Origin of the sequence: Oceanobacillus sp. FSL W8-0428 (assembly GCF_038004405.1) — a bacterium.
In the GTDB taxonomy this organism is placed as follows: Bacteria; Bacillota; Bacilli; order Bacillales; family Amphibacillaceae; genus Oceanobacillus; species Oceanobacillus sojae.
In genome coordinates this window covers 668647-690687 of record NZ_JBBORB010000001.1, presented here as the reverse complement: position 1 = coordinate 690687, position 22041 = coordinate 668647, and the positions used below count along the sequence as shown (strand labels likewise).

General features: G+C 39.3%; 20 protein-coding genes and 1 riboswitch. All 20 genes read left to right on the top strand.

Annotation, left to right across the window (positions count from 1 at the left end):
* Positions 1 to 71: 71 nt before the first annotated feature.
* Complete coding sequence (gene rpoE, locus MKY30_RS03010; protein ID WP_147212398.1) at positions 72 to 581, top strand: DNA-directed RNA polymerase subunit delta; 510 nt, start codon at positions 72 to 74, stop codon at positions 579 to 581.
* A gap of 207 nt (positions 582 to 788) precedes the next feature.
* A riboswitch (cobalamin riboswitch) is annotated at positions 789 to 967 on the top strand.
* A gap of 259 nt (positions 968 to 1226) precedes the next feature.
* Entirely contained in the window at positions 1227 to 2225 is a 999-nt protein-coding gene (locus MKY30_RS03005) for an ABC transporter substrate-binding protein (RefSeq protein WP_341082797.1), read from the top strand.
* Positions 2215 to 3246 carry a FecCD family ABC transporter permease gene (locus MKY30_RS03000; RefSeq protein WP_246145267.1) on the top strand — a complete coding sequence of 344 codons (1032 nt, stop codon included), beginning with the start codon at positions 2215 to 2217 and terminating at the stop codon, positions 3244 to 3246. The genes MKY30_RS03005 and MKY30_RS03000 overlap by 11 nt, the downstream gene beginning before the upstream one ends.
* 6 nt (positions 3247 to 3252) lie before the next feature.
* A complete protein-coding gene (locus MKY30_RS02995; RefSeq protein ID WP_341082794.1) occupies positions 3253 to 4749 on the top strand; it encodes an adenosylcobinamide amidohydrolase in 1497 nt (498 codons plus the stop codon).
* On the top strand, positions 4727 to 5692 hold the full coding sequence (cbiB, locus tag MKY30_RS02990) for an adenosylcobinamide-phosphate synthase CbiB (protein WP_341082790.1): 966 nt from the start codon (positions 4727 to 4729) through the stop codon (positions 5690 to 5692). The genes MKY30_RS02995 and cbiB overlap by 23 nt, the downstream gene beginning before the upstream one ends.
* Positions 5667 to 6743, top strand: coding sequence for a threonine-phosphate decarboxylase CobD (gene cobD, locus MKY30_RS02985; protein ID WP_341082788.1), 1077 nt, complete (start codon positions 5667 to 5669; stop codon positions 6741 to 6743). The genes cbiB and cobD overlap by 26 nt, the downstream gene beginning before the upstream one ends.
* Positions 6725 to 7285 (top strand): bifunctional adenosylcobinamide kinase/adenosylcobinamide-phosphate guanylyltransferase, encoded by a 561-nt coding sequence (locus tag MKY30_RS02980; RefSeq protein WP_156985166.1) that lies wholly within the window; start codon positions 6725 to 6727, stop codon positions 7283 to 7285. Before cobD ends, MKY30_RS02980 begins: the two co-directional genes overlap by 19 nt.
* Entirely contained in the window at positions 7282 to 8121 is an 840-nt protein-coding gene (locus MKY30_RS02975) for a cobyric acid synthase (protein WP_147212403.1), read from the top strand. Before MKY30_RS02980 ends, MKY30_RS02975 begins: the two co-directional genes overlap by 4 nt.
* Positions 8121 to 8927, top strand: coding sequence for an adenosylcobinamide-GDP ribazoletransferase (cobS, locus tag MKY30_RS02970; protein WP_147212404.1), 807 nt, complete (start codon positions 8121 to 8123; stop codon positions 8925 to 8927). The genes MKY30_RS02975 and cobS overlap by 1 nt, the downstream gene beginning before the upstream one ends.
* A complete protein-coding gene (locus MKY30_RS02965) occupies positions 8885 to 9511 on the top strand; it encodes a histidine phosphatase family protein (RefSeq protein WP_341082784.1) in 627 nt (208 codons plus the stop codon). Before cobS ends, MKY30_RS02965 begins: the two co-directional genes overlap by 43 nt.
* The gene (locus MKY30_RS02960) at positions 9463 to 9906 is read left to right on the top strand and encodes a bifunctional adenosylcobinamide kinase/adenosylcobinamide-phosphate guanylyltransferase (protein WP_341082782.1); all 444 of its coding nucleotides are present in this window, start codon (positions 9463 to 9465) and stop codon (positions 9904 to 9906) included. The genes MKY30_RS02965 and MKY30_RS02960 overlap by 49 nt, the downstream gene beginning before the upstream one ends.
* Positions 9907 to 10491: a cob(I)yrinic acid a,c-diamide adenosyltransferase gene (locus tag MKY30_RS02955; RefSeq protein WP_147212407.1), complete on the top strand. Its 585-nt coding sequence runs from the start codon at positions 9907 to 9909 to the stop codon at positions 10489 to 10491.
* Positions 10492 to 10496: 5 nt separating this feature from the next.
* On the top strand, positions 10497 to 11201 hold the full coding sequence (locus MKY30_RS02950; protein WP_341082781.1) for a hypothetical protein: 705 nt from the start codon (positions 10497 to 10499) through the stop codon (positions 11199 to 11201).
* 273 nt (positions 11202 to 11474) lie between these two features.
* Positions 11475 to 13079: a CTP synthase gene (locus MKY30_RS02945; protein ID WP_341082780.1), complete on the top strand. Its 1605-nt coding sequence runs from the start codon at positions 11475 to 11477 to the stop codon at positions 13077 to 13079.
* Between the two features lie 529 nt (positions 13080 to 13608).
* Positions 13609 to 14199, top strand: a complete 591-nt coding sequence (locus MKY30_RS02940; RefSeq protein ID WP_341082778.1) for a hypothetical protein — start codon at positions 13609 to 13611, stop codon at positions 14197 to 14199.
* A gap of 9 nt (positions 14200 to 14208) precedes the next feature.
* Entirely contained in the window at positions 14209 to 16803 is a 2595-nt protein-coding gene (locus MKY30_RS02935) for an AAA family ATPase (RefSeq protein WP_341082775.1), read from the top strand.
* A 784-nt stretch (positions 16804 to 17587) separates the two neighbouring features.
* Complete coding sequence (locus MKY30_RS02930; RefSeq protein ID WP_147212412.1) at positions 17588 to 17953, top strand: response regulator; 366 nt, start codon at positions 17588 to 17590, stop codon at positions 17951 to 17953.
* Between the two features lie 106 nt (positions 17954 to 18059).
* A complete protein-coding gene (gene fba / locus MKY30_RS02925; protein WP_147212413.1) occupies positions 18060 to 18914 on the top strand; it encodes a class II fructose-1,6-bisphosphate aldolase in 855 nt (284 codons plus the stop codon).
* A 134-nt stretch (positions 18915 to 19048) separates the two neighbouring features.
* Positions 19049 to 19690 (top strand): fructose-6-phosphate aldolase, encoded by a 642-nt coding sequence (gene fsa, locus MKY30_RS02920; RefSeq protein WP_156985160.1) that lies wholly within the window; start codon positions 19049 to 19051, stop codon positions 19688 to 19690.
* Between the two features lie 109 nt (positions 19691 to 19799).
* A complete protein-coding gene (locus tag MKY30_RS02915) occupies positions 19800 to 21086 on the top strand; it encodes a UDP-N-acetylglucosamine 1-carboxyvinyltransferase (protein ID WP_147212415.1) in 1287 nt (428 codons plus the stop codon).
* Positions 21087 to 22041: the final 955 nt, after the last annotated feature.

Genomic DNA, 22041 nt, shown 5'->3' with positions numbered 1-22041 from the left:
TATATAATAATTATTTGCAGCATAGATAGCTATCTTTAGCCTTAATTATATATTTAAAGGAGTGCATGAACGTGAGCGTGAAAGAATTGACACAAGAAGAAATCAGCAATTTGTCCATGATTGAATTAGGTTCCATTATTTTAAAGGAAGAAAATAAAGCAGTCTCATTTCAAAATTTATTCTCTAAAATAGCAGATTTAAAAAACTTTTCAGAAGAAGATAAGGAAAATATGATTGCACAATTCTACACAGATATGAATGTTGACGGACGCTACTTAACATTAGGATCTGGTATGTGGGGATTAAAAAGCTGGTATCCAGTAGAGCAGGCAGAAGAAGAAATTACAGATGAGCCGACGAAAAAACGTAAGAAAAAGAAGAAAAAAGCAGCAGCAGTAGTAGAAACAGAAGAAATTGATGATGATTTAGATGTAACAGATGAAGACATCGATGATATGCTGGATGATTTCGATGATGTAGAAGAAGATGAAGACCTGGAGGAAATTGAAGATGAAGTAGATGATGTCATCGGTAAAGACGATTTGGATGAATTAGATTATGATGATGAGGACGACCGCTAATCTGTTTCATATAAAAGGAATGAATAAAAAAGCTGGAACAAGTTGAGTTAGAACTCAGTTTGTTCCAGCTTTTTTTATAGCGGAAGGAAGCTTTGATAAAACTCTATTTTAGCAGGAATAATATCTTATAAGTGAACTTTTTATAAACTCTCACTTCTTTCTATAGTCTTTCATAGTAAAACATTGTAAAATAGACTTAGAAAACAATTACATAAAATAAAAATAGGTGATTTTTAAAATCATAAAGGGAAGTTGGTGCAATTCCAACGCGGTCCCGCCACTGTAATTGCGAGCGAACAGAACGAGCCACTGTACAAACATGTATGGGAAGGAGTCTGGGAGTGATGACCAAGAGCCAGGATACCTGCCTATTTTTAGTTCCAGCCAATTCTACGAGGATAGTAAGGTGAAGCGTTTTTCTGAATCTTTCTAACATCTTCATTTGCCGTGGAGATGTTTTTTAACGTAGTATAGCTCATTTTAATCCAGTGTGAAAATTGGATATCTGCTAACTATACAAGCTATTTGATTCAGGATACTTAGCAGAAAGAATAATTTTTGAAAGCCATTTCACATCTGTGCTTCCTCAATGATAAAAAACGGCTGAACATGTAAAAATACATTAAAATCAAGGGGGAAGTTAAAATGAAAAAGTTTTTACAGGTTCTGCTGCTGGCTTTATTAGCGGGTTTCTTAATCGGATGCAGTAATAATGACAGCGGAAATGAAGCTGCACCGAATGAAAATACGACAAATGAAGAATCTGCTGCAGAGGGAACAGATGGAGATGATTCTGCTTATCCGTTAACGATAACAGATGCAATAGATAATGAAGTGACACTGGAGGAAGAACCAGAGCGAATTGTCTCGTTGATGCCGAGTAACACAGAAATTACATTTGCTTTAGGACAAGGAGATAAGGTGGTCGGTGTTTCTGATAACGATACATACCCGGAAGAGGTTTTTGATATTGATAAGGTTGGCGGCATGGAATTTAATGTTGAAGTGATTATCAGCCTGGACCCGGATGTTGTTTTAGCACATGAATCTTTAGTGGCTTCATCACAGGAAGCATTAGATCAACTGGAAGGCGCTGATATTGAAGTGTTCACCGTTGCAGACGCAACAGATGTTGATACCACCTATGAAACAATTGACAATATTGGACAGGTTGTCGGTGCTGAAGAAGAGGCAGAACAATTAGTTACAGATATGCAGGCTGACTTTGCAGAATTAGAGGAAATAACCTCAGAAGTAGCAGAGGAAGATCGTCAATCTGTGTTCTTTGAGATTTCTCCATCACCAGATATCTATACAGCCGGACAGAACACATTCCTTGATGAGCTGCTGCAGATTATCCATGCAGATAATGCCGCCGGTGATCAGGAAGGCTGGGTTGAGATGGACCCGGAAGCAATTATAGAGCTGAATCCAGAGGTGATTATTTCAACATATGGTTCTTATGTAGAAGATCCAATCGGTGAAGTGACTTCAAGAGATGGTTTTGATGCTGTAGATGCCGTGGTAAATGAAAGAATTTATGATGTTGATTCGGATACAGTGTCCCGACCGGGGCCTCGTCTCGTTGATGGAGCAAGAGAAATCGCTGAGTCAGTGTATCCGGAGCTTTTTGATGAAGAGTAATTTATTGAAATATACGCTTTCATTAGCGTTTTTAATCAGTACCATGCTGATAGCAATTTCGGTTGGCAGTGTCTCTGTCCCGATACCTGAAATTGTTAAAATTATCGGTTCAGAGGTATTTCATCTTCCTATAGGTAATGATGTCGATCCAAAGTCCATCAGCATTGTATATGATATACGCTTGCCACGGGTTATCCTGGCGGGACTTGTGGGGGCCTCTCTTGCGATTGCAGGAGCGGCCTTTCAAGGTTTATTGCGGAATCCTTTAGCTGATCCCTACATTCTCGGTGTTTCATCCGGTGCATCTGTCGGGGCGGTATCAACCTTATTTTTTAATATCTCCATCCCGTTTTTGGGAATGTATACGTTGCCATTCTTAAGTATCCTTTCTGCACTGGCAACCATTATGACTGTGCTCTTTTTTGCGAAAAAAATTGATAAAACAATGCGTGTCGAATCAATTATTCTGACCGGGATTATTTTCAGCTCCTTTTTAGGATCCATTATTTCTTTGATTATTGCATTGACAGGAGAAGAGCTGCAGCAAATAATCGGCTGGCTCTTGGGAAGTGTATCAATGCGCGGCTGGAAATACGTCGGAATTATTTTACCGTTTTTAATTATCGGCGGTTTATTATTGCTGATGAACACAAGGGAATTAAATGCTATGTCATTTGGAGAAGATCGGGCACAGCATTTAGGAGTCGATGTAGAAAAACGCAAAATGCTTATTCTGGCTGCGGGCTCTATTTTAACAGGTGCAGCAGTAGCTGTTTCAGGTACAATCGGCTTTGTCGGCCTGGTTATCCCTCATTTAACGAGAAAGCTGTGGGGACCGGATCATATTCATCTTCTGCCATTATCTATTATTACTGGGGCAGGATTTCTTATCTTAACGGACTTATTGTCAAGGACGATTATATCGCCCCAGGTTCTGCCTGTGGGAGTCATCACAGCGTTAGTAGGTGCACCTGTATTCGCAATGATTCTACTGAAACAGAAAAAAGCAAAAGGAAGGTAAAAAAAGATGCTCAAAGTAGAAAACGTATCAGGCGGTTATGATGGTGAAACAATCGTAAAGGATATTCATTTTTCTGTTGGCAAAGGGGAGTTCTTCGGTATTCTGGGTCCGAATGGCAGCGGAAAAACCACATTGCTCAAGATGATGAGCGGTTTATTAGAGCTTGAGCAGGGAGAGGTCAAAATCGACGATAGAAGCATCTCTGATTTAACTAAAAAACAGCTCGCGAAAAAGATGGCTGTCTTGCCCCAACTATCACCGCAGGTTTTTCCGTATTCAGTGAAGGAAACCGTTTCTCTTGGCAGGTATGCACATCATCGCGGCTTTTTCCAGACGTGGACGGATGAAGATGAGAACATTGTGCAAAAGGTAATGAAACAGACAAATATCAGCCACTTTCAAGATAATTCTGTGATGGAGCATTCTGGCGGAGAGCAGCAAAGGATATTCCTGGCACAGGCACTGGTCCAGCAGCCGGATATTTTATTACTGGATGAACCGACAAACCATTTAGATTTGGCCTATCAAAAGGAGCTACTGGATCTTTTGAGAACGCGTGCCAGGGAAGAAGGTCTGACGGTCGTTGCTATTTTACATGATTTAAACCTGGCAAGCCTTTATTGTGACAAAATTTTATTAATGGATAACGGAGAGACGAGGGCGGTTGCGGATCCTGATGATGTGTTTTCAGAAGAGCTGATTAATCATGTCTATCAAACAGAAGTCGTCAAACAACCGCATTCCAAAATTGCAAAACCGCAGCTGCATTTATTGCCGGGTAAAAAGAGCGAGAGAGAGGGAGAACAGGTGAAAATTGATGAAAATATGCTGTCAATTAGTCCGGAGCGGATTGTATTACAGTCAAAGCAGCCCTTGAAAACAGTGTCTTCTGGTGTTGTCGGAGCCGGAGCCGGCTGGTACAGTAATTTCGTGAACAGACATGTAGATGCGACTTATAATTGTACGAACCATCGGGAAGAAATGCGTGAATATTTAACCAATCATGGTTTTCCAGTTTCTCAAACAGTCGGGATGATGACGGCTGTTGCCTTAGAGGATAACAGTTATCGTGTATATGAAGGAGATGGATTCTCTGTCATGATTGTTGTGACTGCCGGTGTAGGAAATGCTGTAGACAGTACCCGTGAGAATTCCCCTGTAGCTGGTCCTGTGAAACCAGGTACCATTAACACGTGGGTTTTTGTAAATGGGAAATTAACGGATGAAGCCTATATTCAGTCAATTATTACTGCAACAGAAGCGAAGGCACAGGTACTCCGTGATTGTCATATTCTTGACGCCCATACAAAAAAGCAGGCTACCGGTACCTCGACAGACAGTATACTAGTTGCTGCAACACAGCAGGGCAAAGAAATAGATTATGCGGGGACAGCTACTGAACTCGGGGCTATAATTGGACGTGGTGTTTATCAGGAAATGAAGCAGTCCATCCAACATTATTTTAAGAGGAAAAAAATGCATGATCATCTATCGTTTAATTAGTATCACGCTCGCATTAATCATCGATCGTGCCATCGGTGATCCGCCGCATTGGCCGCATCCGGTACGCTGGATGGGGAATTTTATTTCCCTGCTTGACAGGCGTTTGAATCATGGGAAACATAAAAAAAGGAAAGGCATCGTCCTCCTTTTACTGGTAACAATAACAGTTTTATTCATTAGCTTACTGATAAGCTGGGGAGCTTATCAGCTTCATCCTGTTGCAGGAATTATTGTAGAGGCAGGCCTGATTGCAGTAACGATTGCACAAAAGGATTTAGGAGCTGCTGCCTTGCGTGTTTATGAGCCGCTGGCTGCCGGTGATATAGAGAGCGCCCGTTATCAGGTATCAATGATCGTCGGCAGAGATACGGAAAATCTGGATGAAAAAGAAGTAACACGTGCTGCTGTCGAAACAGTTGCTGAAAGTATTGGTGATGGAATTACTTCTCCACTTTTTTGGGCGTTTATTGGTGGTGCCCCGCTGGCAATTGTGTATCGTGCAGTAAATACATGCGATTCCATGATTGGTCATAAAAATGAACGTTACCGGGATTTCGGCTGGGCAGCAGCTAAGCTTGACGATGTTTTAAACTGGATTCCCGGCAGAATAACGACCTTTTTGATGATGTTAACAAATCGTACTCCGTATCTTAACAGAAAAGAAGCCTTTAAAAGGTGGTATACAGATGCCAAAAAGCATCCGAGCCCGAACAGTGGTTTTTTTGAAGCAGCTGTTGCGTTATTCCTCGGTGTTCAGCTTGGTGGAGTGAATTATTATAAGGGTATCAAATCAGAGCGGGCTCATATGGGCATCAGCAAGCGGGAATTAGAAAAAAGAGATATTTTACATACCATTAAAATAATGCAGCGCGCCGTTTTTGCTTTTGTTATTATCTTATGGATTGGAGGTGGCGTCATTGCAGCTGCCGGAGCATGGTTCTAACACAAAATATGTCTATGACTCACTAAAGATGAAACAGCCTGAAAAGGTGATTGATTTCAGTGTGAATATTAATCCATTAGGCGCACCGAAAGTATTACAGGAAAAATGGGGAGAGTGGTTCACGGCGATTAATGATTATCCAGATCCCTATGCCAAAACGCTTATGGAGGAGCTTGCAGAGCAGGAGAATATTTCTGCTGAACATTTACTTGCAGGAAATGGGGCTGCCGAGATAATCACTTTGGTTGCCAGATATTTAGCTGGAAGTAAGGTGGCTGTAGTTCATCCAGCTTTTTCGGAATATGCAGCTGCCTGCAGGAATGAAGGTTGTGAGGTTGTGGAAATTGTACTTGCTGCACCGGAATGGAATTTAGAGGTGTCTGCACTAGCAGATAAACTTCACGGAGTAAAGGCAGTATTTCTGTGTAATCCCAATAATCCTACAGGTATTCATTACAGCAGAGAGACGGTAGAAGCACTGATAGAAGTATGTAAAAGCACAGATACACTTTGTATTATCGATGAAGCTTTTTATGATTTTTTAGCAGAGCCAGTTACTTATATAGAAAAAGTTCTGCACCAGCAGCATGTGCTCATTATCCGTTCGCTGACAAAAATGTATAGTATCGCCGGCCTGCGGCTCGGCTTCCTTGCCGGTGATCCTGAATTGCTTCAAAAGATTGGCAGGACAAAGCCGCATTGGAGTGTGAACGCCTTGGCAATGAAGGCAGGTGTTGCCTGTTTACAGGATGAATCTCATACTGTGGAAACAAGAAGATTTATTGCAGCTGAACGAACAGCAATTTTTCAGGAGCTGAAGATGCTTGGATTTGAACATAGCTCATCACAGCTGAATTTCTATTTATTAAGGGATCCTTCCTTATCAACACAGGAGCAGCTGTTTCATTACCTGCTGAAACAAGGGCTTGTACTGCGGCATACAGAAAACTTTCCGGGAATAGAGGGAAAATGGCTTCGTGTTGCCGTGAAACAGCCTGGTGCTAATAAAATACTGCTGGAGGCGTTAGCTGCATGGAAACAGAGAAATTGATATTTATTACTGGAGGAGTACGCAGCGGTAAAAGTGCTTTTGCTGAACGCTTAGCTATAAAGCATGCTCTGAAAACAGAAAACAATCTTCATTATATTGCATGCGGTATTCCCACCGATGTGGAAATGCAGGAGCGCATTAAACGCCATCAACAAGACCGGAGGCAATCTGATTTTACGTGGAGAACCTGGGAACAGCCGATTCATTTATCACATATCGCCAACCAGTTTACAGGGCAAGATGTGATTTTATTAGACTGTATGACTACGCTTTTAAATAACTATCTGTTTCATGAAGGAGTAGATGATACAAATACAGTTTTAGAGTATGTAAGAGAGGATATTACAGAGCTTTGTAATCATGCGGGCAAGGTCATTATTGTTTCCAATGAAGTGCTGCAGGATATCCCTTATAAGAATGAGCTCACAAGGAATTATCAGGCATTATTAGGAAATGTGCACCAGCAGATAGTAGAGAATGCGGACTTGGCAATTTTAGTAGAGAGCGGAATACCGCTTGTGAAGAAAGGGGAATGGAAATGAAGGGAGTTATGCTGCAGGGAACTGCTTCTCATGTTGGAAAAAGTATTCTTACGACAGCAATTTGCCGGATGCTGACAAGACACGGATTTCAAATTTCCCCTTTCAAAGCACAGAATATGTCGAGTCATAGTGTTGCACTTGAAACTGGAAGAGAGATTGCCATTTCACAATATGAGCAGGCAGAAGCTGCAGGGCGCAGAGCGGAGCCCTGGATGAATCCGATTCTGCTGAAGCCTTTGAAAAGAATGCATACGGAAGTATTTTTAACAGGGGAATCACAGGGTGTGATTACAGGTGCAAGCTTTAAGGACCTTTATTACCAAAGAGCGCTTCTAGAAATTAAAGAAGGTCTGGCACAAGCTGACAACAGCAGTGATTTTGTAATTATTGAAGGAGCTGGAAGTCCTGTAGAAATGAATTTAAAGGAACGTGATTTGGCAAATATGGCAATTGCCGAGCTTGCAGAGGTTCCTGTTCTTTTAGTAGCTGATATTGAAAGAGGCGGTGTTTTTGCAAGTATTGCCGGTACACTTGCCTTACTTACGGAAAAAGAACGCTCACGTGTAAAAGGAATCATTATTAATAAATTTTCCGGTAATCCATCTCTTTTTACAGATGGTGTAGAGTGGCTGGAAAACTATACAAATCTTCCTGTACTCGGTATCATTCCTTATATTCAGCATCAGCTTGACGAAGAGGATAGCCTGCATGGAACAGTATCCTCTTTCCAGCCCAATTTAACAAGTAAAGAAGCGGATTATGAAAGGCTTGCAGACCATTTGGAGGCAAACATAAATTTAGAGAAATTGATGGAAATGATGGAAGGAGCATCCTGATGCTATACAAGACCCGCTTATTTTTTACAGGGATACTTATAAACCTGCAGTTTTTTACAAGTATCCCGATAAAATCCCGATTTTCCCTTGATCAACATCAGTTAAAATATATGCTCCGGACGTTTCCGGTATTGGGGCTGCTTCAAGGCAGCATCTACGCAGCTTTTATCTATATCCTGCAAAGCTTTACGCCGTTTACAAATTTACTGATGACGCTATTTCTTTGGCTTTTGCTAATTATTCTCTCGGGCGGTATTCATCTGGACGGCTGGATAGATGCCAGCGATGCTTATTTCTCTTATAAAGAGCCTGAAAAGAGATTAGAGGTTATGAAGGACCCGAGAACAGGCGCATTTGGTGTGTTGTCGGTAATTGTTCTTTTATTTACAAGATTTATTGTCCTTTATGAATTAATCCAGGCTGAACATACTGCTGCCCTTCTTTTTATTATACTTATTCCGTTCCTTGGTAAAATGCTGCTTGGTGTATTTCTGCAAATACTACCTTCGGCCAGAAAAGATGGAATGGCAAGCTTTTTTCAGCGCGGAAAAAGCAGCAGCCTCTTCGGAATGTATGCTATTTACCTCGTGATTATCGGCAGCTTTATTGCCTGGCTTCAGATGGACCTGTTATTTGCTTATTTGCTTTTTATTACAGTGACTATTATTGCAGGTTTATTCATCGCCAGAAGTATCATGAAGAATTTCAATGGAATTACGGGGGATACATTAGGTGCAAGCTCAGAAGGGATGGAATTATTACTATGGCTGACCTTATTACTCTTACATTACTTCGCCATGGTATAACAAAGGCGAATCAGGATAAAAGATACCTTGGCTGGACAGATGTGCCGCTTGTGCCGGAAGAAATGGAAAGATTAAGTGCTGCTCAAGGCTTTGGAGAACAGTTTGATCTTTGTATAACAAGCGATTTATTACGATCCTGTCAAACGGCTGGTCTGCTTTGCCCGAAGCTGGAACGAATAGAAATAAAAGAATTTAGGGAAATGCATTTTGGTGCATGGGAAATGAAAACCTACGAGGATTTAAAAAGAAATGTAGGCTACCGCTCCTGGATTGATGCCCCAGAGAGCACTGTACCGCCAGGCGGGGAGAGTTTTCAGGAGATGCAACAGCGTATTAATGCAGGCTTTCAGCAATTAAGACAGGAGGTATGCAGGCGGCAAAGTAAAAATATATTACTTGTTGCACATGGAGGAGTCATTCGTTACTTATTAATGAAATTATCGGAAGAAGAGAAATCTTTTTTTAATTGGAAAGTATCACATGACGCAGGAGTCCGCTTAACTTGGAAAATAGATGATTGGAAGGAGGCGCGAAAATGCAATTCGTTACAGGAGGTGCTTTTAACGGCAAAGGGAAATGGGTGAAGCAGCATTACCCTGAAGATACAACATGGTTTTCAGCATCAACATATCCTGACTGGCCCATTCCAGATGGAAATTTGAGTTCCGTTGTGATTTTAGAAGGATTGGAATTATGGATAAAAAAAGAAATAAATGTGGAATTATCTCCTGATTTAATCTTAGATAAGAATATCAAAAAGATTGAAAAATGGATGGAATGGGAACAAAATGAGGAAAACCAAAGGCTTGTATTGATTGGAACGGATATTTCAAAGGGAATTGTACCAATGGAAAAAGAAAATCGGCTTCATCGTGATATTACCGGCTGGCTCTACCAAAGATTAGCTGCACGTGCAGAAAGAGTTGATCTGGTTTGGTACGGAATTTCACAAACATTAAAAAGGAAGGGAGAGATTTAAATGAGACTTTACACAAGAACAGGAGATAAAGGACAGACAGCGTTAATTGGCGGAAAAGCAAGCAAGGATGATGTGCGTGTGGAGGCATATGGTTCGATCGATGAAATAAATTCTTTTACCGGATTGGCAATTGCGTATCTGAATCAGAATATATTTGAGGATATTATTCAGGACCTGGTGAAAATCCAGCATGAATTATTCGATTGTGGTACGGAGCTTTCGAATGTTTCTAAGAAGGAAAGACCTTATGAGCTGACGGAGGATATAGTTACCTATTTAGAAGAACGCATGGACAGTTTAATTGAGGAAGCACCGGAGCTTGAGAAATTTATTTTGCCGGGCGGCTCTCAGGCAGCTTCTGCACTTCATGTTGCGAGAACAGTAACAAGAAGAGCAGAGAGACAAATGGTAACACTTTATCACGAAGCCGAAGAACTCAATCCAATTCCATTAAAATATATCAATCGTCTTTCCGATTACTTTTTTGCTGCTGCCCGTGTTGTAAATGCACGACTTGAAGTTGCTGATGTAGAATATGAGCGGAGCGCCAGAGTATTTCGCGGCAGCCACAAGAAAAATAAATAAGACGGATGACAAATGCTATTATTTTACCGTTGGAAACAGATAAGGAATTGGTGATTGCGACAGATAACAGCGGGGCTATCGGTGAAAAGGAAGCCGATCTGGTGAAAACCTCTAATCAGATAGTCGGGAAATTTGCCTGCCGTGTAGTGTTAATGGAGTGTCTGGCAGAATATGCAGAGCCTGCTGCTGTTATTATGCAAAACTTTACGAATGAAGAAGCCTGGCAGGCTTATAAAGCAGGGGTGTACGAAGAACTTAATGGAGCTGGGTTTGCCGGGCTGCCCATTACTGGAAGCACGGAAAGTAATTTTCAAACTCTCCAGTCCGGACTTGGCTTAACCCTGATTGGGAAAAGGGGAAAAAGAAACAGGTGTCAATGGACAGGCAGGGAGAGCTTTGCGGTTATCGGAGTTCCTTTTACGGGTCAGGCTGTTCTTGAGAACGGCGGGAAAATTCCAAGTGCTGCTCTATTAAAAAAAATTGCTGATACAGCAGGAATTAAATCAATCATGCCAGTAGGCTCCAAAGGAATTGCAGCGACCTTTCAACAATGGACAGGCCTGAGGACGGAGCTTGAATCAGTACTTGATTTACAAGCATCTGCAGGTCCTTCAACATGCTTTCTTATTGCTTTTGAACAGGGAAGTAAGACAGAAGCTGAACAGCTTGCGGGAAGGCTTTTCCACCCGCTAAAGGTGTCCAATTGTTGAAATACAACAGATTAAATTCAGTGCTTGACATTTACATGGACTAACAGTAGAATCTTTATTGGGCTCTTTGAATATAATTACAAAGCGTTTCCCCTGAGAGATGAGAGGGGGAAACGCTTTTCTTGTTAGATAGAGAAATAAAAGCAAAACCGTTCTGACATGATAACTTTTACTGACTATGTAAAAGATAATGACAGGACAATCATTCCAAAGAACGACCAAATATATTGTTCAGCACACAGCATAAAAATAAAGAAAGAAGGATGAGGACAAGTGACAAAGTATATTTTTGTAACTGGTGGCGTAGTATCATCGCTCGGAAAAGGGATTACAGCAGCATCATTAGGACGTTTATTAAAAAATCGCGGATTAAAAGTAACCATTCAAAAATTTGATCCATATATCAACGTAGACCCAGGAACAATGAGTCCTTATCAGCACGGTGAAGTATTTGTGACAGAAGACGGTGCAGAAACGGATTTAGACCTGGGACACTACGAACGCTTTATCGATATTAACTTGAATAAATACAGCAATATTACGACAGGGAAAGTATATTCCAGCGTTATCCGCAAAGAACGTCACGGAGATTATCTTGGCGGAACTGTACAGGTCATCCCGCACATCACAAACGAAATTAAAGATCAGGTCTTCCGCGCAGGAGAAGCTACTGGCGCAGATGTTGTAATTACAGAAATTGGCGGAACTGTCGGTGATATTGAATCATTACCATTCCTGGAAGCTATTCGTCAAATTAAAAGTGATGTTGGCCGCGATAGCGTAATGTACGTACATTGTACACTTGTTCCTTACATTAAAGCTGCAGGAGAAGTGAAAACAAAGCCTACACAGCACAGTGTAAAAGAATTACGTTCTTTGGGAATCCAACCGGATGTGATTGTTTTACGTACTGAAATGGCAATTACAAAAGAAATGAAAGAAAAGATTGCTTTATTCTGTGACATTAACGAAAAATCAGTTATTGAAATGATGGATGCAGACACACTTTACCAGGTTCCAATTGCTCTACAGGAGCAAAATATGGACCAAATTGTTTGTGATCATTTTGGATTAGATTGCCAGGATGCTGATATGGAGGACTGGACAAAGCTGATCAATAAAGTTCGTAACTTATCTAAAAAAGTAGAAATCGGATTAGTTGGTAAATACGTAGAACTTCCGGATGCTTACCTTTCAGTTGTAGAATCTTTAAAACATGCCGGCTATGATTATGATGCCAATGTAAACATTCATTGGATTAATTCTGAACTGCTATCAGAAGAAGAAATTGAGGCTGAATTATCCAAAGTAGACGGAATTATTGTTCCCGGCGGATTTGGGAATCGGGGCATTGACGGGAAAATAAGTGCTATCCGTTACGCACGTGAGAACAAGATTCCATTCTTTGGTATTTGCTTAGGGATGCAATTAGCTACTGTTGAATTTGCAAGGAATGTAGTAGGCTTAGAGGGTGCACACTCTGCAGAAATTAATCCAGGAACACCATATCCAATTATTGATTTACTGCCAGAACAAAAGGATATTGAAGACCTGGGCGGTACATTGCGTCTTGGACTGTATCCATGTCATTTAACAGAAGGAACGAAAACAAAAGAAGCTTATGATGGAGCAGATGTAGTAGAAGAAAGACATCGCCATCGTTATGAATTCAATAATGTGTATCGTGAGAAAATGGCAGAAAAAGGGCTTATCTTCTCAGGTACAAGCCCGGATGGACGTCTTGTCGAAACCATTGAGCTGGAAGATCATCCTTGGTTTATTGCATGTCAATTCCATCCTGAGTTCACATCTCGTCCAACAAGATCGCAAGGATTATTTAAAGGATTTATCGGTGCAGCCGTGGAAAATCAAAAATAATAAATGAAAGTAAAATGGAGATATTCATCTGTAATTGATGCGTATCTCCATTTTTTTAGAATAAGAGAGCAAAAAATGCTGAACGCAGCCCGCGAAAAGCGACTTCCTGGGACTTGCGATTACTCGTCCCATTGAAAACTGTCGCAGTGGACATCTCCTTGGCAAGAACACCAGTATTTTAAAGACCAAGTGATTTTCTTGGTTTTTCATATATGCAAGGGACATATTAGGGAAACAAGGGAACCATATTAGAAGATTTTTCATCTGTTCACTCGATTAAACATCCACTTTTATAAGTCTCTCCGTTCACTTATATAAATAATTATGCTAATATAACATACAAATATGGAAATAAAAAGAATGTTTTTAAAAGTCGAAAAGAGTATAAGCTTGTTATGCTTTAGCGACGCATTTTGGAAAGTACATAAGCAGGTATTTGGAGAAATAAAATAACAGAATAACTATGATTTTATTGTCGAACTCTTTAAAAATTTTTGATAGGAATTTTAAGTAAAGCAGGTGACGGACAGTGAGTGATAAAAAGAAGCTTTTTGGGGCAGGCAGCGAACTGGAGGAAAGTAATACAGAATTGAATCAGCAGCCGTTCAAGCCGGCCAACAAGAAAGAAAATGCGTTTGGCAGTCATGTACAGGAAGAAGCTGTAAGAGAAAAAAAGGCTGCTTTTGGTGCGCAGCACACAGCAGCTGATGAAAATAAGCAGGGGAAATTGGCAAATATAAAAATGGTATTTTCGCTTCAAAATAAATTATTTTGGGTTAACTCTTATCTTTTGGCGATTATCTTTTTAATTTTAAGTAATGGGAGCTTATCCAATTTTAATTTTCCATCTATATTTCATTTAATCAATGCCATTCTCTTTCCCTTTTCGGTAATTGTTATGGGGAGCATAGCAATACGTTTTAGAAATTTTATGCCTGGAGTATATTATTGGCTCTACCCGACATACAGGAAGAGCCCTAATATAAATTCCATGTTATTTTTGCTGATTTGGTACGTGGTGAAAGTGATGTTCTATTATTTTATTTGGACTACTTCATTTTTATGGGGAGTTCTCGGAATATTATTAGCAGCACTAAATGCTAGAAAAATAGAAAAGTAGGTGTAAGGAATGAGACATATATGGAAGGTTGGCAAAGGGTTTGGGAAGAAAAGCTTTGAGGATGCTATCAAAAGTTCTTCTAAAGGAGATACGCTTCTTATTGAACCGGGTACATATCATTTTCCGAAAGGTTATAATATAAATGAATTGGAGATTAAAGGAGCAGGAAATCAGCCAAATGATGTAGTACTCAACGGTTTCTTTTCATTGCAGAATAATGCGAAGCTGAATTTGTCCAATCTGATGCTGTCTGCACCACGGGAGATGAATGCACTTCATATCAGCGGCAACTCAAGCTTGTTTTTAAAAAATGTTATTGTAAACGGTGAAGAAACCGGGCGATATCCCACCATCTGGTGTGTGAATTCATATCTGAATATCTCTGCATCAGAAATCTATTTTAATCAGGATTCGCCGTATGGAATCTATATACAAGAGAGCTCGAAGCTTGAAATCACCTCTACGGTGGCTGATTCCATTTATGCAAGCCAATCCAAGGTATACTTGAATAATGTACAAATGCAGGTAATCCTATACTTAGAAAATGAATCGAATGCTGAGTCTGCCGGAGTTCTGGACTTTCCACGGCAAAATCCAAATAAATATGTGCTTACAGTTTATTCAGGCTCCCGTGCTAATTTAGCACTTGTCAATGGAGATGAAGACCATATTGAAGCAAATGTAGATAACGGTTTATTAATTATTAATACAATAGAACTCGGAGAAAGCAATATTTTTGATATTTATCATAATGACCAGTCAACCGTGGAAGCAAGTGGTGAACGTGTATTTGTTCAGAATATAGATGAACAGACTGCTGAGGGGAGCGCCAGTCAAAATGCTGTTCTTCAAGAGACAAATTCAGAGGAACAGTTTGCCGAAGAAACAGAATCTGGTAACGGAGAAGCAGATCAGTTGGACGAAGAAATAGATGAACAGACCTTGGAGAAGAAAGAGCCTTTACAGGAAGAAGAAAAATCTGCTCTAGAGCAATTAAACGAAATGTATGGTTTAACAGAATTAAAGAAGCAGATTAAGCAATTTATTAATACAATTAAGTTTAATCAATCTAGAAAACAGAAGGGACTCAAAGCAGCGCCGTTAAATTTACATTCCATATTTCTTGGAAATCCAGGAACAGGGAAAACAACCGTCGCCAGACTGCTGGGAAAAGTATTGTATCAAGAAGGAGTAATTCCAGCAGATAATTTTGTAGAGGTTACGCGAAAGGACCTGGTCGGTCTCCATATTGGTGAGACAGCTCCAAAAACGCAGGCTGTGTTAGACCGTGCCCGTGGCGGCATTTTATTTATTGATGAAGCATACGCATTGCACAGCGCTTCAGATAATGATTTTGGAGCAGAGGCTGTAGAGACCATTTTAAAATTCATGGAGGATAATCGTGATGAAATTATGATTATCTTTGCCGGATATTTTGACGATATGCAAAATTTCCTGACGATGAACAGCGGTTTAGCTTCACGGATTCCGAATGAATTTGTTTTTGATGACTATTCCAGCTTTGAAATTGCTGAAATTGGTTATTTGGATATACTGGATCAGGACTATATAGTGAATGAAGAAAAGTATAAAGAAGTGGTGATGAATCAATATGGCCGCAGTGTTGATGAAAGTAATGCAAGATGGGTCCGTAATTTCAATCAGAAATTAATCATTACCATGGCGAACCGCGTTATTGAAATGGGTTCCGAGGATACACAGACTATATTAAGTAAGGATATAGATGCTTTAATAGGAAATAGCGGTGAAAATAAAGAAGAGAAAATAACCGAATTATTGTCCCAATTAAATGACCTAATTGGGCTGGAAGAAATAAAAGACTATGTACAGCGCTTAGTGAAGCAGGTAAAAATTGATAAAATGCTTGCGGAACAAGGGGAACTGCCCTTTAACCCGACATATCATATGATTTTTGAAGGCAATCCCGGTACCGGAAAAACAACGGTAGCAAATATACTTGCTTCTTTATTCTACTACTTAGATATCCTTCCGAGTAAAAATGTAAAGGTTGTTGACCGTGCTGATTTAGTCGGCTCCTATATCGGCCATACAGAAAAAAATACAAAAAGAATTATTAATCAGGCAATGGGCGGTGTTCTGTTTATTGATGAAGCTTATCAACTGACTAATAACAGCGAAAATGACTTTGGAAAGCAGGCTGTGGAAACCTTACTTACTTATTTAGAAAATTACAGAGATAAATTTGTAGTAATTTTAGCAGGTTATACAAAGGAAATGGAAAAATTCCTGGATATGAACCCGGGACTGCGCTCACGGATACCAGAGAAAATTATTTTCCCAGATTACCATCCGGATGATATTGCTACTGTCGTTGAAAAAAATATTACGAAGCATTGGCAGGTAGATTCAGCTTATCTTCGTTCGGTGGTAAGTGACATTTATCGCCATCTTCCGGAATCAGAAAAAGCTAATGCCAGATGGGCACGTAATTTTAGTGAGAAGCTAATTCAAAATCATAAAATCTGGATCAGCGACAACCAGCTTTCTGGAACCGAGATGAAACAAATCAGCACAGAGCTGCTGGATAAGACGTATGCTTCTTATCAAAATAGTATGGGATAAAATATATGCGTGGAGGAGGGGAATAGAAGGACTTCGGGAATATTCCAGATAAATTTAATATAAGGAAATACTTGAAGAGGCAGTGGAAAACAAGCTGTCTCTTTTTGTGATTTTAAAGGGCAGACACAATAGAATTTTGAATGAGTGAGGAGTGTATGAAGAAGAAGCCGTCACAGGGTTGGAACTATGAATGCCCATATTAGGGTAATAATTTGAATATATTGGTGGACATTCAACAATTTACAGCATGGATGCTTTATGTCGTCAGCTGATTAGAAACATGCAAAAGAAGCAATGTTTGATAGGAGAGCGGTATCTATTGTTTTTGGAAATGAATAAAGGGTTCTTGAAAAATTACCAAACCCAAAAATAGATGAACAATGCATGCCACATATGCTAAAGTTATGGTTGAGGTGTATCAGGAAAACAGCAGTTTCATCGGCACAGATTAAAATCAAAACTTTTAACAAATACTTGCGGAACTGGGCCTGCTCTGTTGAATCTGTTGAAAAAGAAAGAGGGAAGCAGTGAAAAGACGGGAGAATAATAGTGAATTCAGCTGCCCTGCCTGCAAAAGTCTGGGAAATCTGAGAGTGGTCAGCCTTCAAAATTTTCAGGAGTGAAGTAAGAATAAAACCTTAGAATCTTGCGACTTTAGTCGTAAGAGCTTCAAGCTGAAATGAAGGCAAAAATAACGATTCCAAATGAATAAGCAGGAATTTAAATTAATACTATCGAAATTTAAAATTAAACAAAAAATTAAATATATCGGAGGAGGGTAAGTATGAGCCAATCAATCCTTATTGTGGATGACCAAATAGGAATTCGTATGTTGCTTCAGGAAGTTTTTCAGTCAGCCGGATATTGTACTTCTCTTGCAGAGAACGGAAAAGAAGCGATAGAATATTTATCAAAATCTCCTTGCGATTTAGTAATTCTGGATTATCATATTCCTGTTTATAACGGAAATATTGTTATACAAAAAATCAAACAGATGAAGATAAAAACAAAAATTGTCGTCATTAGCGGTTTGCCGGAAGTTGCAAAACAGGAAATAGGAGAAGAGTTACCTGAAAAAATTATTTCTAAACCTTTTAATGTTGCAAAATTACGTCACATTGTAGAAGAAATTTTGAAGAAAAAAGAATGAATCGCTGCTACTTTGTTGCGATAAAGTCATGAAATTGGTATTCTTATAGTGTAATGAATATTGTCAGTGATTCATCATGCGGATGAATTTGAAGGAGGAACTTGGTATGCCTTTAGTATCAATGAAGGAAATGCTTGAAAAAGGAAAAGAGAATGGATATGCAGTAGGTCAGTTTAATATTAACAACCTTGAATATATCCAAGCTATTCTCCAAGCAGCTCAAGAAGAAAAATCACCAGTAATTCTTGGTGTTTCTGAAGGTGCTGGAAAATATATGGGCGGCTATAATGTTGTAGTTGCTATGGTTAAATCTTTAATGGATTCTTATGGGACAACTGTTCCTGTCGCAATCCACTTGGATCACGGGTCAAGCTTTAAAAGCTGTGCAGAAGCAATCCATGCAGGATTTACTTCTGTTATGATTGACGGATCTCATTCACCGATTGAAGAGAATATCGCTGTAACACAGAAAGTGGTTGAACTTGCTCATATTCATGGTGTATCTGTTGAAGCAGAAGTTGGTACTGTAGGTGGAGAAGAAGATGGTGTTATCGGCGGCATCAACTATGCAGACAAAGAAGAATGTGCACGTCTTGTTAAAGAAGCAGAAGTTGATTGTTTAGCTCCGGCTTTAGGTTCTGTTCACGGTCCATATCAGGGAGAGCCGAACTTAGGGTTCACTGAAATGAAAGAAATCTTAGATTTAGTAAATGTACCATTAGTGCTTCACGGCGGAACTGGTATTCCTACAAAAGATATTCAAAAAGCAATCTCTTTAGGAACTGCTAAAATCAACGTAAATACAGAAAATCAAATTTCACAAACAAAAGCGATTCGTGAAACATTGGCAGCAAAACCTGATTTATATGATCCACGTAAATATTTAGGACCAGGAACTGCAGCTATTAAAGAAACAGTAATTGGTAAAATGCGTGAATTTGGTTCTTCCAATAATGCGTAATTGATTTTATTAAAAATGTATGTTAAAAAGGGCTGAAGAGAAGAACTTTTTAACTTCATCTAAAAAAGATATATTCAGCAAAAGCTGTACCATTGGTACAGCTTTTGCTACAAAATCTCGGGGAGGTAATCTTAATGAAATTTTTTATCGATACAGCTAATATTGAAGATATTAAAGAAGCTAATAAGCTGGGAATTTTGGCAGGTGTTACAACCAACCCAAGTCTGGTGGCTAAAGAAGGCGTTTCTTTCCATGACCGCCTCCGTGAAATCACAGAAGAAGTTTCCGGGTCTGTTAGTGCAGAGGTTATTTCTGAAGACGCAGAAGGTATGATTGAAGAAGGGAAAGAGCTTGCAGCAATTGCACCGAATATTACTGTAAAGGTTCCTATGACCCTTGAGGGTTTGAAAGCGGTTAAGGCATTTAGTGATTTAAACATTAAAACAAACGTAACATTAATTTTTAATGCTAATCAGGCTCTACTGGCAGCAAGAGCTGGAGCGACATACGTATCTCCATTCTTAGGAAGACTAGATGACATTGGACAAGATGGCATGGAACTAATCGCAAATGTAGCTGCAATCTTTGACCGTCATTCTATCCAGACGGAGATTATTGCTGCTTCTATCCGCCATCCAGTTCATGTAACGGACGCTGCATTGAATGGTGCGCATATTGCAACAATTCCATTTAACGTTCTATCATCACTGGTAAAACATCCATTAACTGATCAGGGAATTGAAAAATTCTTGGCAGATTGGAATAAACAAAAATAATTGTATAGAGCAGGAAAAACGGCAGACAATAAGACAAGGTTTAGAGAAAGAACATGCAGCTGAACAAAACAGTTTGTGGAGTATACTTCCATAGGAACGAGGTTTTTACATGCAAAAGTTATTAATTGAGGGTGGGCATGAACTGTCTGGAGAAGTTCACATCAGCGGTGCGAAAAATAGCGCAGTGGCTTTATTGCCTGCAGCTATTCTTGCAGATTCCACGGTGACAATTGAAGGATTGCCGGATATTTCTGATGTAGACACATTAGGTGCTCTATTAGAAGAAATTGGTGGAACAGTATACCGGGATGGTCAGAATATGACGATTCATCCAGAAAAGATGATTGCCATGCCGTTACCAAACGGAAGAGTCAAAAAGTTACGTGCATCCTATTATTTCATGGGTGCCATGCTTGGAAAATTTAATAAAGCAGTCATTGGTTTACCTGGAGGATGTTATTTAGGCCCGCGTCCAATCGACCAGCATATTAAAGGCTTTGAAGCGCTTGGTGCAGAAGTAACAAATGAGCAGGGAGCTATCTATTTGCGTGCGAAGGAGCTTCGCGGTGCACGTATTTATCTGGATGTTGTCAGTGTTGGTGCTACCATCAATATTATGCTTGCAGCGGTAAAAGCAAAAGGACAAACAATTATTGAAAATGCTGCAAAAGAACCTGAGATTATTGATGTTGCAACATTATTAACAAATATGGGTGCAAAGATTAAAGGTGTCGGAACTGATGTCATCCGCATTGATGGTGTTCCTTCTTTACACGGCTGTACGCATACCATTATTCCTGACCGTATTGAAGCAGGCACCTATGCTATTGCAGCAGCTGCAGTGGGGAAAGAAATTGTCATTGACAATGTTATTCCGCAGCATATGGAGTCTTTAATTGCAAAATTACGGGAAATGAATGTTAATATTGAATCTCACAATGATCAATTGTATGTTGCCAAAACAAAATCTTTAAATAGTGTGGATATTAAGACACTGGTTTATCCCGGCTTTCCGACAGATTTACAGCAGCCGCTAACGACATTATTAACACAGGCAAACCATTCTGGTGTTATTATCGATACCATTTATTCTGCACGTCTAAAGCATATCGATGAACTCCGCCGGATGAATGCTGAAATTAAAGTTGAGGGCGGCTCTGTGATAGTTTCTGGACCGGTACATTTAGAAGGCGCAAAAGTGAAAGCAAGTGATCTCCGTGCCGGTGCAGCACTTGTAATAGCCGGTTTACTTGCAAATGGAGTAACCGAAATTACTGGTTTGGATCATATTGACCGCGGTTATGAAAATTTAACGGATAAGCTTTCCTCTCTGGGAGCTACTATCTGGAGAGAAGAAATGTCTGAATCAGAAATTTATCAGGACCAGCATACTTAAAGAGCATGTTTAAAAAGACAGGCAAAAGATCAGAATATACTTTTGTTGTACTTTTTAAGCATCCTCTTAAGAGTACATGTATATAATAAAAGAGAAGATTACTCCTTCTCTTTTATTATATAGCATTCTTGAGGGTATATGGATGGCTTGGCAGATTCTTTGATATAGGTGTATCATTTTCCTGCATCTTTTTAAAACCTCTTACTAAAATAAAACACGCCCTATCCTCAAGTAACTTCAAATAATTCCCGGGAAATTTTATATTTTAATAAAATTTTTAAAGCCTCAGACGATGTTTAAAAGATTTTTACAACATGAGATAAAATTCCTCTGTTTTTGACAAAAAAGTCTATTGAATCTTTTTTCGTAAAAGAGTATGATAATAGATGTTTAATAAAGATAAGCGATTTGATCAGACGGCTGACAGTAAGTTATAAAAAGGAGCTTCAAGTCTTCATGATATAAAATACGTTGTCAGTTGTATAAATAAAGTTAACAGCTTCTAAATTGCTTCTGTTGAACAAGGTGACTCTTCTTAGTATTTCCTTCCGTATACAAGGCAATCAGTTCTGAATACAGTTATAAAAAATAGTGCTTCTAAATTTAAGGATTTGGTAGATGTAATTAAAGAAGTCAGCAAGATTTTGAAACCAGGTACATATCATTTCCCAAATAGAGATAGATAATGTGAATTATTTTCTTTAACTAAATCCTTTAGAGGTTGAATTTAATGAAGCGTATACAAAATATAATGATTACTGCAGTTAGGGTATGATAGTGATATGTAAACAAACTATTTATTTTTTTAAAATAGAAGACTGTTTCGTGAGAGGATTATTATATCCCGTGAAACAGGACTGAGTTTAATAGTATCCGTCCGCATTCTGCCGAATAAGACATGACTTCAGAAAAAAATCAAAAAGTTTTACAGAAATACAAGAGCAGTCGGACAAGG

Coding starts and splice junctions, on each gene's coding strand:
- MKY30_RS02965 (WP_341082784.1), top strand. CDS start 8,885: ATGGCTGACCTTATTACTCTTACATTACTTCGCCATGGTATAACAAAG.
- fba (WP_147212413.1), top strand. CDS start 18,060: ATGCCTTTAGTATCAATGAAGGAAATGCTTGAAAAAGGAAAAGAGAAT.
- MKY30_RS02935 (WP_341082775.1), top strand. CDS start 14,209: ATGAGACATATATGGAAGGTTGGCAAAGGGTTTGGGAAGAAAAGCTTT.
- MKY30_RS02960 (WP_341082782.1), top strand. CDS start 9,463: ATGCAATTCGTTACAGGAGGTGCTTTTAACGGCAAAGGGAAATGGGTG.
- MKY30_RS02950 (WP_341082781.1), top strand. CDS start 10,497: ATGACAAATGCTATTATTTTACCGTTGGAAACAGATAAGGAATTGGTG.
- MKY30_RS03000 (WP_246145267.1), top strand. CDS start 2,215: ATGAAGAGTAATTTATTGAAATATACGCTTTCATTAGCGTTTTTAATC.
- MKY30_RS03005 (WP_341082797.1), top strand. CDS start 1,227: ATGAAAAAGTTTTTACAGGTTCTGCTGCTGGCTTTATTAGCGGGTTTC.
- MKY30_RS02930 (WP_147212412.1), top strand. CDS start 17,588: ATGAGCCAATCAATCCTTATTGTGGATGACCAAATAGGAATTCGTATG.
- fsa (WP_156985160.1), top strand. CDS start 19,049: ATGAAATTTTTTATCGATACAGCTAATATTGAAGATATTAAAGAAGCT.
- MKY30_RS02915 (WP_147212415.1), top strand. CDS start 19,800: ATGCAAAAGTTATTAATTGAGGGTGGGCATGAACTGTCTGGAGAAGTT.
- cbiB (WP_341082790.1), top strand. CDS start 4,727: ATGATCATCTATCGTTTAATTAGTATCACGCTCGCATTAATCATCGAT.
- MKY30_RS02995 (WP_341082794.1), top strand. CDS start 3,253: ATGCTCAAAGTAGAAAACGTATCAGGCGGTTATGATGGTGAAACAATC.
- MKY30_RS02955 (WP_147212407.1), top strand. CDS start 9,907: ATGAGACTTTACACAAGAACAGGAGATAAAGGACAGACAGCGTTAATT.
- cobS (WP_147212404.1), top strand. CDS start 8,121: ATGCTATACAAGACCCGCTTATTTTTTACAGGGATACTTATAAACCTG.
- MKY30_RS02975 (WP_147212403.1), top strand. CDS start 7,282: ATGAAGGGAGTTATGCTGCAGGGAACTGCTTCTCATGTTGGAAAAAGT.
- MKY30_RS02980 (WP_156985166.1), top strand. CDS start 6,725: ATGGAAACAGAGAAATTGATATTTATTACTGGAGGAGTACGCAGCGGT.